Genomic DNA, 20,138 nt, shown 5'->3' with positions numbered 1-20,138 from the left:
GGTCAACCTCGGCCGATATAGGGCATGGTCGTGGCCATGACGGTCATGAATTGCACGTTGGCCTCGGGCGGCAGGCTTGCCATATGCAGGACCGAGCGCGCGGCGTCTTCCACAGCCATCGTCGGGTCTGGTGTCTCGCCAGCGGCTTGCGCCGCATCCACAAGGCCTTGCACCATCTGCGTGCGCGCGTTTCCGATGTCGATCTGCCCGCAGGCAATTCCAAAGGGTCGCCCATCCAGCGAAAGGCTGCGCGTCAGCCCTGTAATGGCGTTCTTTGTGGCCGAATAGTGCGCCGAATTCGGGCGTGGAACATGCGCGGCTATAGAGCCGTTGTTTATGATCCGCCCGCCTTGCGGGTTTTGGTAGCGCATGAATCTGAAGGCTTCGCGAGCGCACAAGAACATGCCGTTCAGGTTCACGTTGACGCTTTGGTACCAATCGTCCAAAGCGATCTCGTCAATCGTGCCGCCCGGTGCAAATATCCCGGCGTTGTTGAACAGAACATCCAGCCGCCCCGTGCGGTCCACGAAGGACCGGAAAGCCCGTTCGACCGCATCCGGGTCGGTCACATCCGCAGGCAGAACAACAACCGCCTGTTGCTCCTTTGCCAGAGTTTCCAGCTTTTCCTTGCCGCGGGCCAAAAGCCCAACCGTCCACCCTTCGGACAAGAACAGCTGGGCTGTTGCACGGCCAATACCTGAACTGGCACCCGTTACGATGATGGATTTCATGTCTCTTCCACTTCCAATGTCAGCGAAGCGGCCGGGATCGCCCGCAAATCGTCCACACGCAGGGGGTGCGTAGGTTTTGACAGGCGATTGCGCACCACCCAGATCAAACGTTCCTGCGCGCGCGTGATCGCGACATATGCCAAACGTTTCCACAATGGCTGACCGGCCTCGGTCCGGCCCATGCGAGCGGCGGCATAGAGATCCGGAGCGAACACCTGAACCGTATCCCATTGGGACCCTTGCGCCTTGTGGATCGTAACGGCCGCCCCGTGCAAAAAGGTCGCCCCCATGCGGGCAGCGTAGGGAATAAAAGGCTCTTCCTCGTCGGGTTTTTCGATCTGAACGATCGAGGCGGCACTGACCTGAGGGTCTTCGGCCCCAATCACATGCAGGCGTGAAAAACCCGGTTTCCGACCGGGCCCGAGATATACGACCTGGGCCCCTTTGATCAGCCCGCGCGCCTCAAGATCCAGCCGTTTCTTGCGATGTTTCATGGGCAACTCAATCCCATCACAAATGAGCGGTTCACCGGCCAGCAGTTCCGTATCCGGCGCACCGTAAACTTGCCTGAAAGCCTGTATCAACCGAATGCGAGTGGCGTTGCGCCAGACAAGAACCGGGCTTCGAGCCATCAAATCCACTTCAACCCGCTGGCCCCAGACAACCCGGTCATCCCGACGAGCGGATTCTTCTACCAGTCGTTCGAAACCCTCGAAGCCCATTGCCGGATCGGCCAGCGCATGCGCAAGATCCAGAATTGGATTGTCCGCATCCTGGCGGTGCACCCGCTGGAGTGTCAGCTTCCTGGGCTCGGGCAAAGCCTCGAACACCATGCTACCGGACTGATTAACCGGAGCCAGCTGAGCCGGATCCCCAAACAACAGAAGGGTCGGGAAAATCTCCTTGAGATCGTCGAACTGACGGTCATCCAGCATCGACGCCTCATCGACCAACCCGATATCCAGCGGCTCATCACGGCGCTTCCACCCTGTGATGAAATCCGATCCCCGCAATCCAGCGGCGGCCAACGCCCCGGGGATCGATTTGTTGTTTTGATAAAAAGCAGCCGCACGATCCAAGGCTTCATCTGTCAAACCTTCGATATTGGGGCGTTCGTCATTGCCGGCCAACCATTCGGCAATACGCTCGTATTCCGGATCATAGACCGGCGTGTACAATATGCGGTGAATCGTGGTCGCAGGCACGCCGCGCAATCGCAGAACGCTTGCAGCCTTGTTCGTCGGCGCCAGGATGGCAAGGCTGCGCTTGTCTTTCGATTTGCGGCTTTCATAATCGCCGGACACGATCTGAACACCCGTCTCTGCCAGTGCCTTGTACAGCTCGGCCAACAGCAGCGTTTTGCCCGAACCTGCTTTGCCGATTACGGCCATCACACCGGATTTTCCTGTGCCCGGCAGTTTCAGAAGGGCATCATCTTCCAGATCAACACCTGCCGATCGCAGCATCTCGGCGATGCTGTCAAACGCGGCGGCCTGATCTTCGGAGAAAGTCACATTCGGCAAAGACATGGCGCGACCCTACAGGGCCGCGCCAGCCATCACCAGATGTGGATTGGCGTTTTCCGGCACTTAAGCGGACAGGGCGAACCGGTGCTGTTTCCTGGGGCCAAATGCGGTCCTGAACCACATCCGCGACAGGTCGCGCGGGATGCCCGCACGCTCGGCCACTCGGTTGCAGTCGCCCGCTGAATAGGGCCACAAGCCGACTGAAATCTGATCGCGCCCGCTGCCCTGGGTTCCCAGAACCTCTGGCGACGACCCGATCAGGCGATAGATTCTGATCATGCGGGCATCGAATACGCCAGCAATATGAGTCAGGCCGAAGCCTTCCATCATTTCGCCTCCGCTCAGCATGATGGCGCCGGCAGTATGCGGGCTGGCTGTTCGCGACAGGCAGAACCGGGTCACCTCCCAAATCAGAGGGTTGCAAATCGGCTTGCCGCCATTCAGATGGCCAAAAACCTCATTGATCATGACCCGACCTGTTGTGGGCAATACCCGCATCGACCCTCCGTGGCTGCCATCCGGCTCTTCCCAGATGACATAAAGCGGATTGAGATCATCGTATTCGTCCCGCTCTTCCCCTTTCTCGTTGACGTGGACATCCCACCCCAACCGGGTCTTGAACTGATCCGCGCGATCTTTGAACATCCCCTCTGCCAGAATCGGAAATCTGTGTAACTCATCGGCGTATAGATAACGCAACATGACTTGTTCCCCTTGTCGTCCTGTGCAGGAACGAAGGGAGTACAGAGTCGTGGTTAATTTTGCGTTTGGAGGCCGTTCAGCCCTTAAACCACTATTAATCCTCGGCTTAGTGCCGTGGCGATTGCGTGGGTTGTGTTATGAGCGCCTAGTTTCGACCGCGCACTTTCAATGTAAACGCGTAACGTGTGCTCGGAAATCGTCAGGGAATGGGCCACTTGGGCCCGGCTGTACCCCAAGGCCAAAAGTGTGATCGCGTCTATTTCCCTTGGTGACAAGCTGCGTGGGCAGTCCGGTTGCCTGTCTTTTTCAAACTCCAACGCCTTGCGATTTATGTAGTGCGCAACAAGAATCAAATCACGCCCGTAAGTCGAGATAAAGCTTTTCCAGGTTGGATCATCACAACTGTGGTTGACCGTAAACAGGGCGAACTGACCATTTGGACCCCGAATTGGGATGGAATACCCCTGATTGCCAACGCCATGGTTTTGCGCATCCAGAAGGAAGGATTTTGCCACTTTGCTGGACCAATCCAGCGACTTCCAGTCAACCGGGTGAAATCGCTGGAAACACCCCAAGATGACGGGGTCGATGCGGTGATAGTTTTTTTCTCTGTAGCGCTCATCCCAGGCGTCTGAATAGGTGGTGTAGCCGTATTGATCTCCGGCACCGTCAACCCAGTGATACGTCAGGTGCTCGACCTTCAATGCGTCCCGCAGACGCTCAGCTACTGCGCTGAGTTCTTCAAGCGTGTTGGTGTTTTCCAAATCCTGCAGGATTTGACTCAAATCGACCTTTGTTGCCATCCGCGGGCGCCCGTGCCTCGTTCTTCAAGGACGCAATCTCGGCCGCCGCGATCAGTCTTGTGTCATCAAGCTGCTCTGCAAGCGCGCTCAACCCATTCGCAACGGCGAAAGCATTGAGGTCCGACAATACGTCCAATATCCACTCATTTTGCGCCATCAGGGTCTCTCTGAAACAGTTAACGAAGGGTTAACACAACCATAACATGTATGATCTTTTTTGGCCTATTCACCGGTTTCTACTCCCCAAAAATAGCGATGGAAAAAACACAAGCATTTGAAAGTTCATCAAAGGGCTCAATAACGCGAAACACCCGCGAACCGAAAAGGCGATTCACGGGTGCTTTTTGTCTACAACCCTTACGGGCGATCACCCTGCGTCCAGGACTTCCTCGAGAGTGCGCAGACCGGTGCGGGGCGCCTGCACGAGAACGGACATGTTGCCCGGCTTGTGCTCGTTCCGAAGCATTTTCATGTGCGCCTCCGGCAGGTCGTTCCATGCGAACACCTCGGACATGCAGGGGTCCAGACGACGTTCTACCATCAGCTTGTTCGCAGCTGCCGCCTGTTTCAGGTGGGCAAAGTGTGAGCCCTGCAAACGCTTCTGGTGCATCCACATGTAGCGTACGTCAAACGTGCAGTTGAAACCCGAGGTGCCGGCGCAAATCACGACCATACCGCCTTTTTTGACCACGAAGGTCGACACAGGGAAAGTGCTTTCGCCTGGGTGCTCGAACACCATATCAACATTGTTGCCCTTGCCGGTTATGTCCCAGATCGCCTTGCCGAACTTGCGGGCCTCTTTGAACCACTCGGCGTATTCCGGCGTATTGACTGTGGGCAGCTGACCCCAGCAGTTGAAGTCCCGTCGGTTCAGAACACCCTTGGCCCCCAGACCCATAACAAAATCACGTTTGCTTTCGTCCGAGATCACTCCGATCGCATTCGCGCCTGCGGTATTGATCAACTGAATCGCGTAAGAGCCCAAGCCACCCGACGCGCCCCAGACCAGAACGTTCTGACCCGGTTTCAGATCGTGCGGCTCGTGGCCAAACAGCATCCGGTACGCGGTTGCCAGCGTCAAGGTGTAGCACGCCGCTTCTTCCCATGTCAGATGCTTGGGGCGCGGCATAAGCTGCTGTGCCTGCACGCGGGTAAACTGGCTGAAAGAGCCATCAGGTGTTTCATAGCCCCAAATCCGCTGGCTGGGCGAATACATCGGATCGCCGCCGTTGCATTCCTCGTCGTCGCCATCGTCCTGGTTGCAGTGGATCACGACCTCATCGCCAACTTTCCAGCGCTTTACCTTGTCACCAACGGCCCAAACGATGCCCGACGCATCCGAACCGGCAATGTGGTAAGGTGCCTTGTGACCATCAAACGGGCTGATCGGCTGCCCCAGAGCAGCCCAGACGCCGTTATAGTTGACCCCAGCGGCCATAACCAGAACCAGAACTTCGTTGCTGTCCAAGGCCGGAACATCGACAACTTCCTGCTGCATGGCCGTGTTCGGCTCGCCATGACGTTCCTTACGGATGGCCCAAGCATACATTTGCTTTGGGACATATCCCATGGGTGGGATTTCACCCATTTCATACAAATCTTTTTCGGGTGCCTCGTACGACGCGATACCACTTTCGGTGTCCAAAGCCATGCTGGCCTCCTCTTTTCAGTACCTTTGCCGCGACGCAGAATCGCGCGCTTCACAGAATGAAATATTGGCCGTTGCGAAATATTGCAACTGTTTTTGGCTCCACTTTGAAATTTTATGACCCAGCGGTTGCAGAAAGTTATTTCGCGGATGCAGAAATACCGCTCCCCGAACCAGCTGGAACGGATGCTGCATAATAATCCAGAAGATCGCGTCGCTGACCTGATACCATCAGCATGTTCCCCTGTCGGCTCAGAATCCGGCGTTCAACCAATTGATCCAAAGCAATTGATATGGCCTGCGAATTATCCTCTGTCTGCGGGTCATCGCGTTCCATCATCTGTTGGATACGTGACAGCACGTCTTCTTCGGGCATTGGCCCGTTGTCGCGCACCAGCAAACAGGCCGCTGGTGCCGGCACCAGCGGAATAGCATGCTGGATACGCTGCATCAGCGCCCGAGCCAAATCAGTCATCATGTCGTCGCTGCCCTCAGCCCGGAAGTCCTTCAGAGAGATCGGCCTCCCGTACCGGACGGACGCCAGACCGAACCGCTTGTATCGGCCGATCAAACGACGCCAAAACTGTTTCAATATCCAGCGCGTGATGACGCCGATCCGCGCGCGAAATCGCCGCTCTGTGCCAAGCGCCGCCCGGGTCAGGATAGTGTCTTCCAACACACGGTCGTAATTCAGTGCCACCGGAACAAACACTACATCACGTCCCTGTGGCGATGCTCCATCCATAATATATTTGAGCAGCCCAAGCTTTGGGCGGGCAATGGCCCCGGTCAGGCTCAGCCCGCCTTCTGGAAACATGGCTTGGGTCACGCCGGCCTCGGTTGCGTGGCGCACATAAGTGGACAGAACCTGACGATAGAGCTCGTTGCCTGACTTGCGCCGGATGAAGTAAGCCCCCATCGCCCGAATCAATCGGCTCAGCGGCCAGACACGCGCCCATTCTCCTACTGCATAGGACAAAGCGGAGTGATGGGAGGCAAGATACGTGACCAATACGTAATCCATGTTGCTCCGGTGGTTCATGACAAAGACAACGGTTGCTTCAGGGTCGATGGTCTTGACGGTTTCTTCGTCTTGATAGCTAAGCCGCACCTCGTAGAATGTGTTGCTCAGCAGCCGGGCCAGTCGAATCGCAAAGCTGAAATAGGCGAAGGCCGAAAAGGATGGCACGATCTCACGGGCATAGCGGCGCGCCTGCTCCGAGGCGACAGCCTCGGGCATACCAGTTTCGCGGGCATGTTGCTGAACCGCCTGACCGACCTGCGGATCATAAATCAATCGCTGAATCATGTCATGTCGACGCGCCAGCTTGAAGGGCTGGATCGGGCGTTGAAGGCGCTGGTTCAGACGTGCCACCGCGCGCTCCAGCCTCCGGCGGAAAAACCAGCGGACAGACGGGAACAGGAAATGCGATGCGAAAGTGACCATGGCAAAGACCACGATCAGCACGAAAAGCCAAAGCGGAAGTTCCACGGTTTGCGTCATGGCTGCACATTGCCACCAATCACACTGACCCACAATCTGAACAATTGCGACATGCCGCAACGCAGCGAATTGACATATCCCGAAAATTGCGCTTTAGAACCTCAAGACGTAATTTTATTGCCCACTGAAACGCGAGGCCCCGCAATGACGCAGACGCAGAAAGATCGCCCCTGGCTCATCCGAACCTATGCTGGTCATTCCACGGCCAAAGCCTCGAACGCGCTCTATCGGGGAAACCTTGCGAAAGGCCAAACCGGTCTCTCCGTTGCCTTCGATCTGCCGACACAAACAGGCTATGACAGCGACCACACTTTGGCGCGCGGTGAAGTCGGCAAGGTGGGTGTACCAGTCTGCCATCTGGGTGACATGCGAGTTCTGTTCGACCAGATACCCTTGGAACAGATGAACACCTCAATGACCATCAATGCCACTGCCCCATGGCTTTTGGCGCTGTATATCGCCGTCGCGGAAGAGCAAGGCGCGGATGTGTCGAAACTGCAGGGCACAGTTCAAAACGACCTCATCAAGGAATACCTGAGCCGCGGCACTTATGTTTGCCCGCCAAAGCCGTCACTTAAGATGATCGCGGACGTGGCCGAGTATTGCTACACCAATGCTCCGAAATGGAACCCGATGAACGTGTGCTCGTATCACCTGCAAGAGGCGGGTGCGACGCCAGAGCAGGAACTGGCCTACGCGCTGGCCACGGCCATCGCCGTTCTGGACGAATTGCGCCCACGAGTACCTGCCGAGGATTTCCCCGCACTCTGCGGCCGAATTTCCTTTTTTGTGAATGCTGGTATCCGCTTTGTCACCGAAATGTGCAAAATGCGCGCGTTCGTTGATCTTTGGGATGAAATTCTGCAACAGCGTTATGGCGTAGAGAATCCGAAATTCCGTCGATTCCGCTATGGCGTGCAGGTGAACTCTCTGGGGCTGACCGAGCAACAGCCGGAAAACAACGTCTACCGCATCCTGATCGAGATGTTGGCCGTAACCCTTTCGAAAAATGCGCGCGCCCGTGCGGTGCAGTTGCCCGCCTGGAACGAGGCGCTGGGTCTGCCGCGCCCATGGGACCAGCAGTGGTCGATGCGGATGCAGCAAATCCTAGCCTACGAAACCGATCTGCTGGAATACGATGACCTGTTCGATGGCAACCCCGCTGTTGATGCCAAGGTGCAAGAGCTGAAAGAAGGCGCGCGGGCCGAATTGGCCAACCTGGATTCGATGGGCGGCGCAGTCGCTTCGATCGAATACATGAAGTCCCGACTGGTGGATTCCAACGCTGAACGCCTGAACCGGATCGAGCGCAACGAAACCGTTGTTGTCGGTGTGAACAAATGGATCGAAGGCGAGGCATCGCCCCTGCAGACCGAAGACGGTGGCATCATGGTTGTTGATCCTGCTGTGGAACAAGAACAGATCGACCGCCTGAATACGTGGCGCACAGAGCGGGACGAAGCGGCCGTAGCGGCCACCCTGGCTGCGCTGCGCGAAGCAGCACGGACCGGGGCAAACATCATGGAACCCTCCATCGCCGCCGCAAAGGCAGGCGTGACAACGGGCGAATGGGCCGAAGAGATGCGAAAGGTATACGGAACCTATCGCGGCCCAACCGGCGTTTCGGGGTCCGTTTCGAACAAGACCGAAGGGCTGGACGACCTGCGTGCCGCCGTTGATGCCGTCAGCGACAAGCTGGGCCGCCGCCTGAAGTTTCTGGTAGGCAAGCCCGGACTGGACGGCCATTCCAATGGTGCCGAACAGATTGCCTTCCGTGCCCGCGATTGCGGTATGGACATCAGCTATGAAGGCATTCGCCTGACACCCGAAGAAATCGTTTTGGCCGCCCGCGAAGATGACGCGCATGTCATTGGATTGTCGATCCTGTCCGGCAGCCACCTGCCGCTGGTCAAAGACGTCATGGAACGTCTACGACAGGCGGGGTTGTCTCATATCCCAGTCGTGGTTGGTGGCATTATTCCGGACGAAGATGCCGAAAAACTGAAAACCATGGGTGTTGCCAAGGTCTACACCCCGAAAAACTTCGAACTCAATTCGATAATGGGCGATATTGTTACTCTGGCAGATCCTCAGAACCTCGCAGCAGAGTAATTAAGGTTTAAGGCACTTTTTCTCCTGTTTCAGTCCCTGAAATATTCGGGATGGAATAAGCTGATTTTTGGAATTACGGTGCGCGCTCATGTGCACCGTAATTATTATCTAATGGAGAAGACTGATGGGGATCAATCTTGAGCAAATGTCACGTAAAGACCTTTTGGCTTTGCGTGATGACGTTGAAAAAGCTTTGATAAAGGCAGAAAAGCGCGAACGTCAGGAAGCATTGAAAGCCGCAGAAAAGGCCGCGGCAGAATTTGGCTTCTCTTTGTCTGAACTGTCCGGAGAAGCACCGCGCAGTTTAAAGCCAACAAAAACAAAGGCAAAATACCGCAATCCGGAAAATCCCGATCAAACCTGGACCGGCCGCGGCCGCAAACCTCAATGGGTGCATGACGCGCTGACGGCAGGAGCAGATATTTCGGAATTGGAAATTTAGTCTGAGTGTTTTGGAAAAATGACAATTCATATTGGTGCCGAAAAAGGCGAAATAGCTGAAACCGTTCTTTTGCCTGGTGATCCGTACCGGGCAAAATGGGCAGCCGAGACGTTTCTGGTCGATGTTAAACAGGTCAATAACGTTCGAGGAATGCTTGGCTTTACAGGAAACTGGAAGGGAAATCCCGTAACAATACAGGGAAGTGGCATGGGAATGCCGTCTCTTTCAATTTACGTGAACGAGTTGATCCGCGATTACGATGCAAAAACCCTGATCCGCATTGGCTCGTGCGGGGGGATGCAGGACAGCGTCAAAATTCGTGACGTTATTCTGGCCATGACATCAACCACGCTGAGCACACCGTCGCGCGGCATCATGAAAGAGCTCAACTTTGCGCCCTGCGCCGATTGGGAGCTGCTGCAAGCTGCCGCCACAGCGGCTGCCGCCAAAGGAACGCCAACCCATGTTGGTGGAATTTACTCGTCAGATGTCTTTTATGACGAGCGTCCAGATCTCAACGAACAAATGGTGCGTCACGGCATTCTGGGGGTCGAGATGGAAGCAGCCGAACTGTATATTCTGGCCGCGCGTCATAAGTGCACGGCGTTGGCTGTACTTACGGTTTCGGATCACTTGTTGACCGGAGAGGCTCTGCCATCCTCAGAACGTGAAAGCAGCTTTGGCGATATGGTCGAGATCGCGCTTCAGGCCGCATTCCCGAACAGCTGACTAAACGCAGGTACCGAATATTGGTACCTGCCGATCCTAACGCCCGTGCGAGCGATCATAACCATTGCTCGCGGGGCTTTCCCACCCCTCCAAATCGCCTCTAGCCGGCGCAAAAACCTCGACCAGCAAGGGGTAACACGCAGCTGTGTCCGAGGAATGCTCGGATGAACAATCCCCACCCGGACAGGTGCTGAGATTGCCCAGCAGATCAATCTCGGCAAAGAACTCCAGAAAATCTCCGGGACGTACGGGTGAGGCTTTCATGAAGTACTGACCAGTGTCGCGGGTGAAACCAGTGCACATGAAGACATTCAAAACATCGTGCACCGCAGGCTCGGCTTCGATCAGCGGAATATTGAGGTGATCCGCAAGCGCGCGGGTCAGGTTGGAGTGGCAGCAATGGTGGTATTGCGTGCCGGACAAAAGGTTGCCCGTATACGGATCGCATCGCGTGCCGATGACGTCATGAACCGCCCCCCCATAGGTATCGATCCCGTACCACTCCAGCGTATCCGCAATAATCGTGGCCATCGGGCGTAGATGAGGGAAACTGGACCACATCCGCTCTCCGGTGGTCAGATGCGTGCCATGCAGCGCCCGGGTTTTTCCGGAATAGAAGCGTTCCGACAAGTCGTTTAGGTTCCAGACGTTCAGATCGCCAACCTGCGGCCCCTCGACGGAAGTGATGCGAAAGAAATGGCCGGCAGGCACTTCAAAACAACGCGCATCACGTGGCGGCACCAGCACTTCGCCCGTTTTGCTTGCACGTTCGCGAAGGGACCTCATCCAGCGCACATCGGGTCGCGGCAATGCCCCGTTCGGGTAACAGATGACAGGGGCCACCGCGCGACGGGATTCGGCATCTTCGGGAGGATGGATAGTGTTTTCTGAAACGGTCATGCCGGGCAGAGTGGCGCATTATTCAGCCCGCGAAAAGCACTATCTTTCAGGGATCACGCGCCCTCAAACACCGCAAAGGTTGGTCCAGTGCAGTGATTTCGGCACCGCAGAAGCTGCACCGCCAGATGCCGTGTCTCTTGTCCTGCCGCCACCTACACTCACGTGTCAGCCCGGAATGGCGCGAGCGCCAGAGGAAATAGGCAAACACGCCGGCCACCAGAAGAAGCAGAAGAACAGGCATCCCTCTGCTTTGCCGATAAACCGTCAGTTTTCAAGTCTTGCCGCCCGTATCAGGCTGCGTTTGCGTATTCGAACAGCTCTGGTTCCTTGTCAGCCTTGGCAGGTTCGGGCGTGTAATAGGCCCATGCCTGTTCAAGCAGGTACAGCGCTTCTTGGGCGTCGGTTTTCTGTTTGAATGTGTCTTTGCTCATTGGAGTGATCCTGATTAAAGCTCATCACTCCTCCCTGCCCAAAAAAATATAGCAATGCAGCCGGGGCTGCATCGCCTAATTTTGCAAGATGGACATGCGAAAATCGCAAACCGCGCCCGTGATTAAACCGCGCGCTCAACCATCATCTTCTTAATCTCGGCAATCGCCTTGGCTGGATTCAGACCTTTCGGACAGGTCTTGGCACAGTTCATGATTGTGTGACAGCGGTAGAGCTTGAACGGATCTTCCAGCTCATCCAGACGTTCACCCGTCGCCTCATCCCGGCTGTCGATGATCCAGCGATAGGCGTGCAGCAAGGCTGCGGGGCCAAGGTAGCGATCACCGTTCCACCAGTAGCTGGGGCATGAAGTCGAGCAGCTGGCGCACATCACACATTCATAAAGACCGTCCAGCTTCTTGCGGTCTTCGATGGACTGCTTCCATTCCTTCGCAGGGCGATTGGTCTTGGTTTCCAGCCATGGCATGATGGACGCATGCTGGGCATAGAAATGGGTCAGATCAGGGATCAGGTCCTTGACCACCGGCATGTGCGGCAACGGGTAGATTTTCACGTCGCCCTTGATCTCATCCATGCCATAGATACAGGCCAGCGTGTTGATCCCATCGATATTCATCGCGCAGGATCCACAGATGCCTTCGCGGCAAGACCGGCGGAACGTCAAGGTCGGATCAATCTCGTTTTTGATCTTGATCAGCGCGTCCAGAACCATCGGACCGCACGTATCCATATCAACGAAATACGTATCGACACGCGGGTTCTGCCCGTCATCGGGGTTCCAACGATAGATCTGGAACTTGCGCACGTTCGTGGCGCCGTCCGGCTTTGGCCAGGTCTTGCCGGTGATAATCCGGGAATTCTTGGGCAGGGTCAGTTGAACCATGTCAATTCTCCATTCAGCACAAGGCCGCCTTTCAGCCTGTCCGGGCGCTGTCAGACGCCCCTCGGTTATAATGCCCCCAATGGGCGATGTTCACGTCGAAATCCGGAGAGAGCAAATCCGCAAGGTTTTGCGGATCGTCCTGATCGATATCAAAACGCAGAAAGCGTGGGTTGTCGTCAAAGAAAGCTTCGACCTCGGAATGGTGCACATCGTACATATGTGCCCAACCCCGTTTCACCTCATCGGCCGTTTGTCCATTGGCCTTGCAGCATCGCTCAAGGTACCTACCGCCGGAATGATTGGCACGGGATGCGATCCAGTCATCGCGATTGCGCGTGTTCAGCAAGAAAAAGGCGTCCGGGTAAGCCGCGTGCAGCTCTCGAAAGAACCTCGCGCCGTCCAGCATGAAACGCGAATTGACAAAGGCGATATCGGTGAAGGCCCGGATTGCCCCGAACCCATCCAGTGGCCTGCGGCCCATGGCAATGTTTGTAACCATTCGAAGGGCAAGGTTTTTTCCCTGATCATCTTCCCAATGCACCGAAGGGATCCCACTGTTCTGAAACAGCTTGTGAAACGAGGTCGTCGCACATCGGTTCAAGCCGATCAGGATTATCTTGGGATCGCTTTGCCCGGATTGGAGCTTCTCGACTGTCATTGAGAGCACCAGCAAAACATACGCCGCCGTCCGCCTGGGGTCTCAGCACTACATGCGCTTTTTTGAACGTCCTTCCGGCATTTGAAAGGACCAAAAGCGGTAGGCTTGGCTTCCCGGGTCGATATGGTGCTTGTGCCAGTCACTCGTTCATCTCCGCTCGAACACTTTGAACGCGGCAAAGCTGTTCTTTGAGGCATGAGCATGCCCTTTGACGGCAAACGGGTTTTCTTCTTCACAATAGAGTTGCCAGCCGGGCATGAAGTCTTCAATCCAGGCGGAATACGGGCGATGGCGAACATGTTGATTGGAAGGGTTCTGGTCAAAATCCGACGAATAGATACAGACAAAACGCTTTGCCAGTCCGAACAGCCGCCGCATGTAGTTTTCGAAAACCCTGTCTTCTGTCAGATGATAAATTACATCCAGCGAAAGAGATATGTCATGCGGCTCAACCTCAGAATCAGCGTTTTTGAACACCCAATTGGACCGGGATCGAAAAACTTCATTGCAGCGCCGAACGCAAAGGTCAGAGACATCCAAACCGGTATATTTCGGGATATCAAACAATTGCGCCTGATTCCCGTCGCCCGACCCCAATTCCACAACCGATTCCAGGCCTTCCATCTCGACCATCGTGTTGATGAAATTCGCTTTGTAGACAGCAAGACGCCCGTAAGACCCCGCACCCGAGGTCTTGCCGCGCTCATATCGGCGTTGCCAATAATCAGTCGAAGAAAACTCAGCCATCTCGCCCCTATTCCTGACCAGCCCTTAGAACGTCCGCGCCTTTGGCGCGATTTTCTGCAGGCTGATACCGCCTTGGTCTTCGGTCGTCAGTGGATTAACGATAACCGGACGGTAGCCGAGCTCAACCTTGTTGCCCTCAACCCGGCTGACCGTATGAACGCGCCAGTTTTCGTCATCACGCTCGCTGAAGTCCTCATGCGCATGGGCCCCTCGGGATTCCTTGCGGGCCTCGGCGCCGACGATGGTGGCAAGCGCGTTTGGCATCAGGTTGGCCAGTTCAAGGGTTTCCATCAGATCGCTGTTCCAGACCAATGAACGGTCTGTGACTTTCAGGTCGTCCATCTTTGCGGCAATCGCTGTCATCTTCTCGACGCCTTCGGCCATGGTCTTGGCGGTTCGGAACACGGCCGCGTCCGCCTGCATGGTCTTTTGCATCTCAAGCCGCAGATCAGCGGTTGGGATTGAACCACTGGCGTTACGCACCGCATCAAAACGGTCAAACGCCTTGTCTACCGACGCCTGGTTCAGAACCGGGTTCGCGGATTCGGCGTCGACAACCTTGCCAGCCCGGATCGCTGCCGCCCGGCCAAAGACCACAAGGTCAATCAACGAGTTCGACCCCAGTCGGTTCGCCCCGTGGACCGAGGCACAGCCGGCTTCGCCAACGGCCATCAATCCAGGAACAATCGCCGTTGGGTCATCGGTGGTCGGGTTCAGAACCTCACCCCAATAGTTCGTGGGGATACCGCCCATGTTGTAATGCACGGTGGGCAGAACCGGTATCGGTTCCTTGGTAACATCCACACCCGCAAAAATCTTGGCGCTTTCCGAGATGCCAGGCAGGCGTTCCGCCAGAGCCTCGGCAGGCAAGTGGCTGAGGTTCAGGTGAATGTGATCCCCTTCGGCCCCTACGCCCCGTCCCTCGCGGATTTCCAAGGTCATCGAGCGCGAAACGTAGTCGCGCGGTGCGAGATCCTTGTACTGGGGCGCATAGCGCTCCATGAACCGTTCACCTTCCGAGTTTGTCAGGTAACCGCCTTCGCCGCGCGCACCTTCGGTGATCAGGCAGCCTGACCCGTAGATGCCGGTTGGGTGGAACTGAACGAACTCCATATCCTGCAAGGCCAGCCCTGCTCGGGCCACCATGCCACCACCATCGCCGGTGCAGGTGTGGGCCGAGGTCGCGCTGAAATAGGCACGGCCATAGCCGCCGGTCGCCAGAACCACCATCTTGGCGTTGAAGACATGCATGGTGCCGTCGTCCAGTTTCCAGCAGACGACCCCCTGACACTGGCCGTCCTCGGACATGATCAGGTCGATGGCGAAATATTCGATATAGAACTCGGCGTTATTCTTGAGCGACTGCCCGTACAGAGTATGCAAAATCGCGTGGCCTGTCCGGTCGGCGGCTGCACAAGTGCGCTGTACCGCAGGACCCTCTCCGAATTCAGTGGTGTGCCCACCGAAGGGGCGCTGATAAATCTTGCCCTCTTCCGTCCGGCTGAACGGAACGCCATAGTGCTCCAGCTCGTAGACTGCCTTGGGTGCCTCCCGCGCGAGATACTCCATCGCGTCGGTATCGCCCAACCAGTCCGAGCCCTTGACGGTGTCGTACATGTGCCACTGCCAATGGTCGGGGCCCATGTTTGACAGCGACGCGGCAATGCCACCCTGTGCGGCCACGGTATGGGAACGCGTCGGGAAAACTTTGGTTACGCAAGCCGTGCGCAGACCTTGTTCTGCCATACCCAATGTCGCCCGCAGACCGGCCCCACCGGCGCCGACAACGACCACGTCATATTCATGCGTTTCGTATTCGTATGCAGCCATTTCTTTCAGCTCCGGGAATTAAAGGGCAATGCGCGCGATGGCGAAGATGCCGGCCGCAGCCGCACCGTAGGACAGGCAGGTGACCAAGATGATCAGGACCTTTTCAAGCGTACCGTGAACATAGTCCTCAAGCATCACCTGCGCACCGTCTGCGAAGTGTTTGAAGCCAACCGCCAGCGTCAGTGCTGCCACGATGGCTGGGAAAGGCCGCGAGTAATATTCAAGTACCACATCGAACGGCTGGCCCAGAACCGGGCCAAACGTGAAGACAAACAATGGCACAAGTATCAGCAGAGCCACCGAGCTGACTTTCATCGCCCAGAAATGGGCTGTGCCTGATTTTGCCGAGCCAAGGCCAGCGGCGCGCTTACGGTCGGTCAGATAACGCATGTCAGGCCTCCAATCACGCGACGATGACAAGGGTCAGAAGGGTCAGAACGACCGATCCGATGACAACCGCCCAGCCCAGCTTTGTCGCTGTGGGAAGGTCCAGACCAACCGCATTGTCCCAGATCAGGTGCCGAACACCGGCCAGCGTGTGATACCAAAGACCCCAAACAGACAGTGCCATCACCAGATCCCCAAGCATCGAGGTTATTACGCCGTTTGCCACGGCGAAAGCCTCGGGCGAAGTCGCTGCGGCCAGAAACCACCAGACAATCAACAGGGCCGCCAGTAGAAGCGCGTTGCCTGTGATGCGTGTCAGGATGGATGTGATCGACGTCAGCTGCGGACGATAGATCGACAGATGCGGCGAAAGTGGGCGGTTGCCCCGATTTACATCGGCCATGGCGGCTCCTTTTCGGTTGGCTACCGAACGTTTTACTGGTTTTTGCGACACTGTCACGTGCTGCGGGTGCAAAAACCACTAAATTCAGTGCAAATTGACGGATAATTCAGGTATGTGATCACACAAAATATTCTCGTGATCACATATTACATTCTGCTTCATCAATGTTAGCGATTTCAAGGCCAAAGCGATGTGATCACGAATCTCTCAGCCTGTCACTTAAGGCCAGCCGTTTGCTGCGTCACTTCGCGCAGCAGTTTTTTGCGAATTCTATCCGGGTAGTCGGCGAACCCGGAGGCCGAAACGACAAAAGCACCTTCGCCCACAATGACATTCTCAAAGAAATATGCCGTCAGATCCGGTTCACTCTCTTCGATCGCCAACGCATTTACGACAATGCCGCGGTTCCGCAGAGCGGCATGCACCTGCGTTGGTTCGACCCCTTCATTGGATACGCCGTCCCCCGACAGATCGATCAGACGTCGTTTGCAATCTGAAACGGCATCAAAAGCATCCAGAGTCGTGTGCAGCGCCTCACCTATCGCCGTCGAGAAATTCCGCCAGATGCGTGGATCTGCGGCAACCTGATCGGCAAAACGGTCCAGTGAAGAGAAACTGTCGATACGGGTCCAGGGGATCGTGACCTGCTGACGCGATGACCCGGTCCATTGCACCAGCATCAACTGCGCCTGACCACGAACCAAAGCCTCGGACACGACCGGGTCGCGCAGACCGGCGGCCAACCCGTCCATCTGTATGCGGTACTCGTTGCTGTCGACCGAGCCGGAAACGTCCACCGCCAGGGCCAATGCCAGATCGCAGGCCTGAGCCGACGGGGCCAGACAAATACTGGCTAATATCGCGCGCAGAAGATGCATGGTGCAAGCCTAGCACGGCTTGCACGCGAATGGTTCACATAACCGTCAGCTCTCCTATTGCGGCATGAGCGCCCAATAATCGAGGTCCAGAAGCACATCGGGCAAATACCGCCCCTCGTCGGTCTTCAACTCAAATGGAACAGCGCCCTTGGTCGCCACCATGCGCAGACGGATCGCACCCACGCCGGGAACACCGGTTTCCGCTTTATCCAGTACTTCGGACCAGGCCTTGATCGTGTCGCCCGCGAAACAGGGGTTGGCATGCGCGCCACCATTCAGGCCAACAATCATCTGCGCGTTCGCAAGTCCATTGAACGACAAGGTCCGCGCCATCGAGATCACGTGCCCACCATAGATCAACCTGCCTTCCGGGCGGAACGTCAGGTCGAAATGCACCTTGGCGGTGTTCTGCCACAATCGCGTGGCCAGCATATGTTCGGCCTCTTCCAAGGTGACGCCGTCCACGTGGTCGATTTTCTCACCGATTTCATAATCGCCCCAACGATGCGCTTCGCCGGCCAAAGCAAAGTCGTAATTCGAGAAATCGAGACCTTCGGGCACGATCAAGTCCTGAGGTGTCAATGCCTTCTTCAATTCGGGAACAACCGTTTCGGGCGCAGGCGCATTCACGTCTGCTTTGCGCACCATGACCCAACGGACATATTCGATGACCACTTCGTCCAATTGGTTCAATCCACGGGTGCGGACCCAAACGACACCTGTTTTTCCGTTGGAATTCTGTTTGAGACCAATCACTTCGGACACGGATCGCAGAGTATCACCGGCGTAGACAGGTTTCAGCCAGCGACCTTCGCCGTAGCCAAGATTGGCAACCGCGTTCAGCGAGACATCCGGTACTGTCTTGCCGAACACCAGATGAAACGCGGCCAGATCATCAAGCGGACTTTCCGGTAAACCACAATCCCGGGCAAATTCGTCCGAGGAATAAATAGCGTGGCGTGCGGGATAAAGCGCGTGATACAAACCGCGTTCGCCCTCGGTCACTGTGCGTGGCACGGCGTGTTGCAGTACCAGCCCTACGGAATAATCCTCGAAAAATCGGCCCGGATTTGTTTTTACCATTACTGCTGTCCCAGTTTCATGTCGGGGGAATAATCGGGCGCGACCTCTTTGGTCACGGCCTGCGCACAGCGCATCTTATTGGTGGACGGATCGAACGTATAGGACGGGTCACCATACAACTCCCATCCCTTTGCCAGCGCATCCGACACCTTGTGACAGAAGGCTGACGTGTCCTCTTCGGTCAACAAACGATAGAGTTTCGCCATGGGGTCAGGTCCTCATGAGCCGAACGGAGACGGACCGACCAGGCCGTGGATATATCCGATAATCCCCAGCAGCACGATCGACGCCACAAAGAAAATCGCATCCTTGCCGTAAGTCCCGGGCTCACCCGGCACCCAGTCAGGTTCGGACTTGTTGATTACAATGACTTCGACCACAGCCCATGCCAGAAGACCGCCGAACAGGATGATCGAAGCCAGATCTCCGTTCACCAGCAAATGCGCAAAGGCCCACAGCTTGAACCCGCCGAGCATCGGATGGCGAAACTTGTTCAGCACCCGACCTTTGGTACCTGCAGGGCTCATCATGTAGATCGCGATAAGAACCAACAGATTATTGACGTGAATCAGGAAGGTCGGCGGCGCCCAGACATAGATGAAGTCGGTCATACGATAGCCGAACACCATCAGCAGGATCGACGCGACCAGTGCCAGAGCAACTGCCCCTTTGCCCCCGTCGCCCATTGCGGCGCGGCGTTCGGGTGCCACACGTTTGAATAGATGCGCTGCCCACCACAACGCGACGCCCAAGATCAGAAGAAAAAAGCCCATGCTGGCTTACCCCGCTTGCAAAGCTGATATTGCCTCTGCTTTTGCCAGAATTTCGCGGGCAGTTACAACGTGCAGATTTTCAACAATCTTGCCATCCACGACAGCAACACCCTGCCCTTGCGCTTCGGTCTCTTCAAATGCCGAGATTTGACGGCGGGCCAGGTCGATCTCATCATCCGATGGCGCAAAGGCTTTATTGGCCACATCGACCTGGGCCGGATGGATCAGCGTTTTGCCATCAAAGCCCATGTCTCGGCCTTGTGCACACTCATCGGCCAGACCCTCGGCATCCTTGAAAGCGTTGTACACGCCATCGACGATGATCAACCCCTCGGCTTTGGCAGCCAACAGGCACAGACCCAGCGAAGTCATCATCGGCAAGCGATCAGGACGGAAGCGGGTTTGCAGCTCTTTGGCCAGATCGTTTGTGCCCATCACGAACCCGGCCATCAGCGGATGCGCAGCGATTTCCGCCGCGTTGAGCATTCCGCGCGGTGTTTCCATCATGGCCCAGATCGGCAATTCTCCGGTGATCGCCGCCAGTGCATCTACGTCGGTCGCCGAATTCACCTTGGGCAACAGAACAACGTCGGCATCCATGTCGCGCACCGCCTCGGCGTCGGCACGCCCCCATTCGGTGTCCAGCCCATTGATCCGGACGATCTTGACCCGTGCGCCATAGCCCCCTTCGGACAGGGCGCCTTTCAGCGTTTCGCGCGCGTTTTCTTTTTCGTCCGCTGCAACTGCATCCTCCAGATCAAAGATGATCGCATCCACGGGCAGAGTGCGGGCCTTGTCCAGGGCTCTATCCTTCGAGCCAGGGATGTACAGAACTGAACGATAGGGGCGCTGACGAGAATCCATAGACCACTCCCATTGAAATAAAGTTGCGCGGAATGGGGCATTTTTTGCAGTAAAGTTCAAGCATAAAATCGCCGCACTGCAGCAA

At 56.3% G+C, this 20,138-nt stretch carries 22 protein-coding genes; 3 read left to right on the top strand and 19 right to left on the bottom strand.

The window, feature by feature from the left end:
• Window positions 1-2: 2 nt before the first annotated feature.
• The 6 genes from AC2FLP_RS07460 to AC2FLP_RS07435 form a co-directional block, all read right to left on the bottom strand.
• Entirely contained in the window at window positions 3-731 is a 729-nt protein-coding gene (locus AC2FLP_RS07460; RefSeq protein WP_496682592.1) for an SDR family oxidoreductase, read from the bottom strand.
• Complete coding sequence (locus AC2FLP_RS07455; protein WP_117870304.1) at window positions 728-2,260, bottom strand: ATP-dependent DNA helicase; 1,533 nt, start codon at window positions 2,258-2,260, stop codon at window positions 728-730. The genes AC2FLP_RS07460 and AC2FLP_RS07455 overlap by 4 nt, the downstream gene beginning before the upstream one ends.
• Before the next feature lie 60 nt (window positions 2,261-2,320).
• On the bottom strand, window positions 2,321-2,959 hold the full coding sequence (locus AC2FLP_RS07450; RefSeq protein WP_299899112.1) for an acyl-homoserine-lactone synthase: 639 nt from the start codon (window positions 2,957-2,959) through the stop codon (window positions 2,321-2,323).
• 83 nt (window positions 2,960-3,042) lie between these two features.
• Entirely contained in the window at window positions 3,043-3,762 is a 720-nt protein-coding gene (locus AC2FLP_RS07445; RefSeq protein WP_117870308.1) for a helix-turn-helix transcriptional regulator, read from the bottom strand.
• 367 nt (window positions 3,763-4,129) lie between these two features.
• Window positions 4,130-5,413 carry a crotonyl-CoA carboxylase/reductase gene (gene ccrA / locus AC2FLP_RS07440; RefSeq protein WP_299642637.1) on the bottom strand — a complete coding sequence of 428 codons (1,284 nt, stop codon included), beginning with the start codon at window positions 5,411-5,413 and terminating at the stop codon, window positions 4,130-4,132.
• Window positions 5,414-5,549: 136 nt separating this feature from the next.
• A complete protein-coding gene (locus tag AC2FLP_RS07435) occupies window positions 5,550-6,914 on the bottom strand; it encodes a 1-acyl-sn-glycerol-3-phosphate acyltransferase (protein WP_496682588.1) in 1,365 nt (454 codons plus the stop codon).
• A gap of 144 nt (window positions 6,915-7,058) precedes the next feature.
• On the opposite strand from AC2FLP_RS07435, the gene AC2FLP_RS07430 reads away from it, so the two are divergent.
• The 3 genes from AC2FLP_RS07430 (at window position 7,059) to deoD (ending at window position 10,197) form a co-directional block, all read left to right on the top strand.
• The gene (locus AC2FLP_RS07430) at window positions 7,059-9,026 is read left to right on the top strand and encodes a methylmalonyl-CoA mutase family protein (RefSeq protein WP_496682586.1); all 1,968 of its coding nucleotides are present in this window, start codon (window positions 7,059-7,061) and stop codon (window positions 9,024-9,026) included.
• Window positions 9,027-9,150: 124 nt separating this feature from the next.
• Entirely contained in the window at window positions 9,151-9,468 is a 318-nt protein-coding gene (locus tag AC2FLP_RS07425; RefSeq protein ID WP_117870318.1) for an H-NS histone family protein, read from the top strand.
• An 18-nt stretch (window positions 9,469-9,486) separates the two neighbouring features.
• The gene (deoD, locus tag AC2FLP_RS07420; RefSeq protein ID WP_299899118.1) at window positions 9,487-10,197 is read left to right on the top strand and encodes a purine-nucleoside phosphorylase; all 711 of its coding nucleotides are present in this window, start codon (window positions 9,487-9,489) and stop codon (window positions 10,195-10,197) included.
• 36 nt (window positions 10,198-10,233) lie between these two features.
• On the opposite strand, the gene AC2FLP_RS07415 is transcribed toward deoD, so the two are convergent.
• From AC2FLP_RS07415 to AC2FLP_RS07355, 13 genes are all read right to left on the bottom strand, one after another.
• Entirely contained in the window at window positions 10,234-11,097 is an 864-nt protein-coding gene (locus AC2FLP_RS07415) for an urea carboxylase-associated family protein (protein WP_496682582.1), read from the bottom strand.
• 290 nt (window positions 11,098-11,387) lie between these two features.
• Window positions 11,388-11,528: a hypothetical protein gene (locus AC2FLP_RS07410; protein ID WP_299899122.1), complete on the bottom strand. Its 141-nt coding sequence runs from the start codon at window positions 11,526-11,528 to the stop codon at window positions 11,388-11,390.
• A gap of 122 nt (window positions 11,529-11,650) precedes the next feature.
• A complete protein-coding gene (locus tag AC2FLP_RS07405; RefSeq protein WP_117870326.1) occupies window positions 11,651-12,430 on the bottom strand; it encodes a succinate dehydrogenase iron-sulfur subunit in 780 nt (259 codons plus the stop codon).
• A 31-nt stretch (window positions 12,431-12,461) separates the two neighbouring features.
• Window positions 12,462-13,088 (bottom strand): sulfotransferase, encoded by a 627-nt coding sequence (locus AC2FLP_RS07400; RefSeq protein WP_299899124.1) that lies wholly within the window; start codon window positions 13,086-13,088, stop codon window positions 12,462-12,464.
• Between the two features lie 147 nt (window positions 13,089-13,235).
• Entirely contained in the window at window positions 13,236-13,835 is a 600-nt protein-coding gene (locus AC2FLP_RS07395) for a class I SAM-dependent methyltransferase (RefSeq protein WP_496682577.1), read from the bottom strand.
• A 24-nt stretch (window positions 13,836-13,859) separates the two neighbouring features.
• Complete coding sequence (sdhA, locus tag AC2FLP_RS07390; protein WP_299899128.1) at window positions 13,860-15,665, bottom strand: succinate dehydrogenase flavoprotein subunit; 1,806 nt, start codon at window positions 15,663-15,665, stop codon at window positions 13,860-13,862.
• An 18-nt stretch (window positions 15,666-15,683) separates the two neighbouring features.
• Window positions 15,684-16,055, bottom strand: a complete 372-nt coding sequence (sdhD, locus tag AC2FLP_RS07385; RefSeq protein ID WP_117870336.1) for a succinate dehydrogenase, hydrophobic membrane anchor protein — start codon at window positions 16,053-16,055, stop codon at window positions 15,684-15,686.
• Window positions 16,056-16,068: 13 nt separating this feature from the next.
• Entirely contained in the window at window positions 16,069-16,455 is a 387-nt protein-coding gene (sdhC, locus tag AC2FLP_RS07380; protein WP_117870338.1) for a succinate dehydrogenase, cytochrome b556 subunit, read from the bottom strand.
• A 215-nt stretch (window positions 16,456-16,670) separates the two neighbouring features.
• Entirely contained in the window at window positions 16,671-17,333 is a 663-nt protein-coding gene (locus tag AC2FLP_RS07375) for a DUF1194 domain-containing protein (protein ID WP_117870340.1), read from the bottom strand.
• Between the two features lie 54 nt (window positions 17,334-17,387).
• Window positions 17,388-18,416, bottom strand: a complete 1,029-nt coding sequence (locus tag AC2FLP_RS07370) for a MaoC family dehydratase (RefSeq protein WP_496682572.1) — start codon at window positions 18,414-18,416, stop codon at window positions 17,388-17,390.
• A complete protein-coding gene (locus AC2FLP_RS07365) occupies window positions 18,416-18,622 on the bottom strand; it encodes a DUF1737 domain-containing protein (protein ID WP_117870343.1) in 207 nt (68 codons plus the stop codon). Before AC2FLP_RS07365 ends, AC2FLP_RS07370 begins: the two co-directional genes overlap by 1 nt.
• Before the next feature lie 12 nt (window positions 18,623-18,634).
• Window positions 18,635-19,189, bottom strand: coding sequence for an NnrU family protein (locus AC2FLP_RS07360; protein ID WP_496682570.1), 555 nt, complete (start codon window positions 19,187-19,189; stop codon window positions 18,635-18,637).
• A 6-nt stretch (window positions 19,190-19,195) separates the two neighbouring features.
• Window positions 19,196-20,053, bottom strand: a complete 858-nt coding sequence (locus AC2FLP_RS07355) for an HpcH/HpaI aldolase/citrate lyase family protein (protein WP_299899137.1) — start codon at window positions 20,051-20,053, stop codon at window positions 19,196-19,198.
• Window positions 20,054-20,138: the final 85 nt, after the last annotated feature.

Source organism: Ruegeria sp. CDSA141 (assembly GCF_059612005.1).
The sequence above is the reverse complement of the archived record's forward strand: the minus strand, read 5'-3'. Positions and strand labels throughout refer to the sequence as shown.

Coding starts and splice junctions, on each gene's coding strand:
- sdhA (WP_299899128.1), bottom strand. CDS start 15,665: ATGGCTGCATACGAATACGAAACGCATGAATATGACGTGGTCGTTGTC.
- AC2FLP_RS07460 (WP_496682592.1), bottom strand. CDS start 731: ATGAAATCCATCATCGTAACGGGTGCCAGTTCAGGTATTGGCCGTGCA.
- AC2FLP_RS07415 (WP_496682582.1), bottom strand. CDS start 11,097: ATGACCGTTTCAGAAAACACTATCCATCCTCCCGAAGATGCCGAATCC.
- AC2FLP_RS07355 (WP_299899137.1), bottom strand. CDS start 20,053: ATGGATTCTCGTCAGCGCCCCTATCGTTCAGTTCTGTACATCCCTGGC.
- AC2FLP_RS07450 (WP_299899112.1), bottom strand. CDS start 2,959: ATGTTGCGTTATCTATACGCCGATGAGTTACACAGATTTCCGATTCTG.
- deoD (WP_299899118.1), top strand. CDS start 9,487: ATGACAATTCATATTGGTGCCGAAAAAGGCGAAATAGCTGAAACCGTT.
- AC2FLP_RS07405 (WP_117870326.1), bottom strand. CDS start 12,430: ATGGTTCAACTGACCCTGCCCAAGAATTCCCGGATTATCACCGGCAAG.
- AC2FLP_RS07370 (WP_496682572.1), bottom strand. CDS start 18,416: ATGGTAAAAACAAATCCGGGCCGATTTTTCGAGGATTATTCCGTAGGG.
- AC2FLP_RS07455 (WP_117870304.1), bottom strand. CDS start 2,260: ATGTCTTTGCCGAATGTGACTTTCTCCGAAGATCAGGCCGCCGCGTTT.
- AC2FLP_RS07410 (WP_299899122.1), bottom strand. CDS start 11,528: ATGAGCAAAGACACATTCAAACAGAAAACCGACGCCCAAGAAGCGCTG.
- AC2FLP_RS07445 (WP_117870308.1), bottom strand. CDS start 3,762: ATGGCAACAAAGGTCGATTTGAGTCAAATCCTGCAGGATTTGGAAAAC.
- AC2FLP_RS07375 (WP_117870340.1), bottom strand. CDS start 17,333: ATGCATCTTCTGCGCGCGATATTAGCCAGTATTTGTCTGGCCCCGTCG.
- ccrA (WP_299642637.1), bottom strand. CDS start 5,413: ATGGCTTTGGACACCGAAAGTGGTATCGCGTCGTACGAGGCACCCGAA.
- AC2FLP_RS07430 (WP_496682586.1), top strand. CDS start 7,059: ATGACGCAGACGCAGAAAGATCGCCCCTGGCTCATCCGAACCTATGCT.
- sdhD (WP_117870336.1), bottom strand. CDS start 16,055: ATGCGTTATCTGACCGACCGTAAGCGCGCCGCTGGCCTTGGCTCGGCA.
- AC2FLP_RS07365 (WP_117870343.1), bottom strand. CDS start 18,622: ATGGCGAAACTCTATCGTTTGTTGACCGAAGAGGACACGTCAGCCTTC.
- AC2FLP_RS07435 (WP_496682588.1), bottom strand. CDS start 6,914: ATGACGCAAACCGTGGAACTTCCGCTTTGGCTTTTCGTGCTGATCGTG.
- AC2FLP_RS07360 (WP_496682570.1), bottom strand. CDS start 19,189: ATGGGCTTTTTTCTTCTGATCTTGGGCGTCGCGTTGTGGTGGGCAGCG.
- AC2FLP_RS07425 (WP_117870318.1), top strand. CDS start 9,151: ATGGGGATCAATCTTGAGCAAATGTCACGTAAAGACCTTTTGGCTTTG.
- AC2FLP_RS07400 (WP_299899124.1), bottom strand. CDS start 13,088: ATGACAGTCGAGAAGCTCCAATCCGGGCAAAGCGATCCCAAGATAATC.
- AC2FLP_RS07395 (WP_496682577.1), bottom strand. CDS start 13,835: ATGGCTGAGTTTTCTTCGACTGATTATTGGCAACGCCGATATGAGCGC.
- sdhC (WP_117870338.1), bottom strand. CDS start 16,455: ATGGCCGATGTAAATCGGGGCAACCGCCCACTTTCGCCGCATCTGTCG.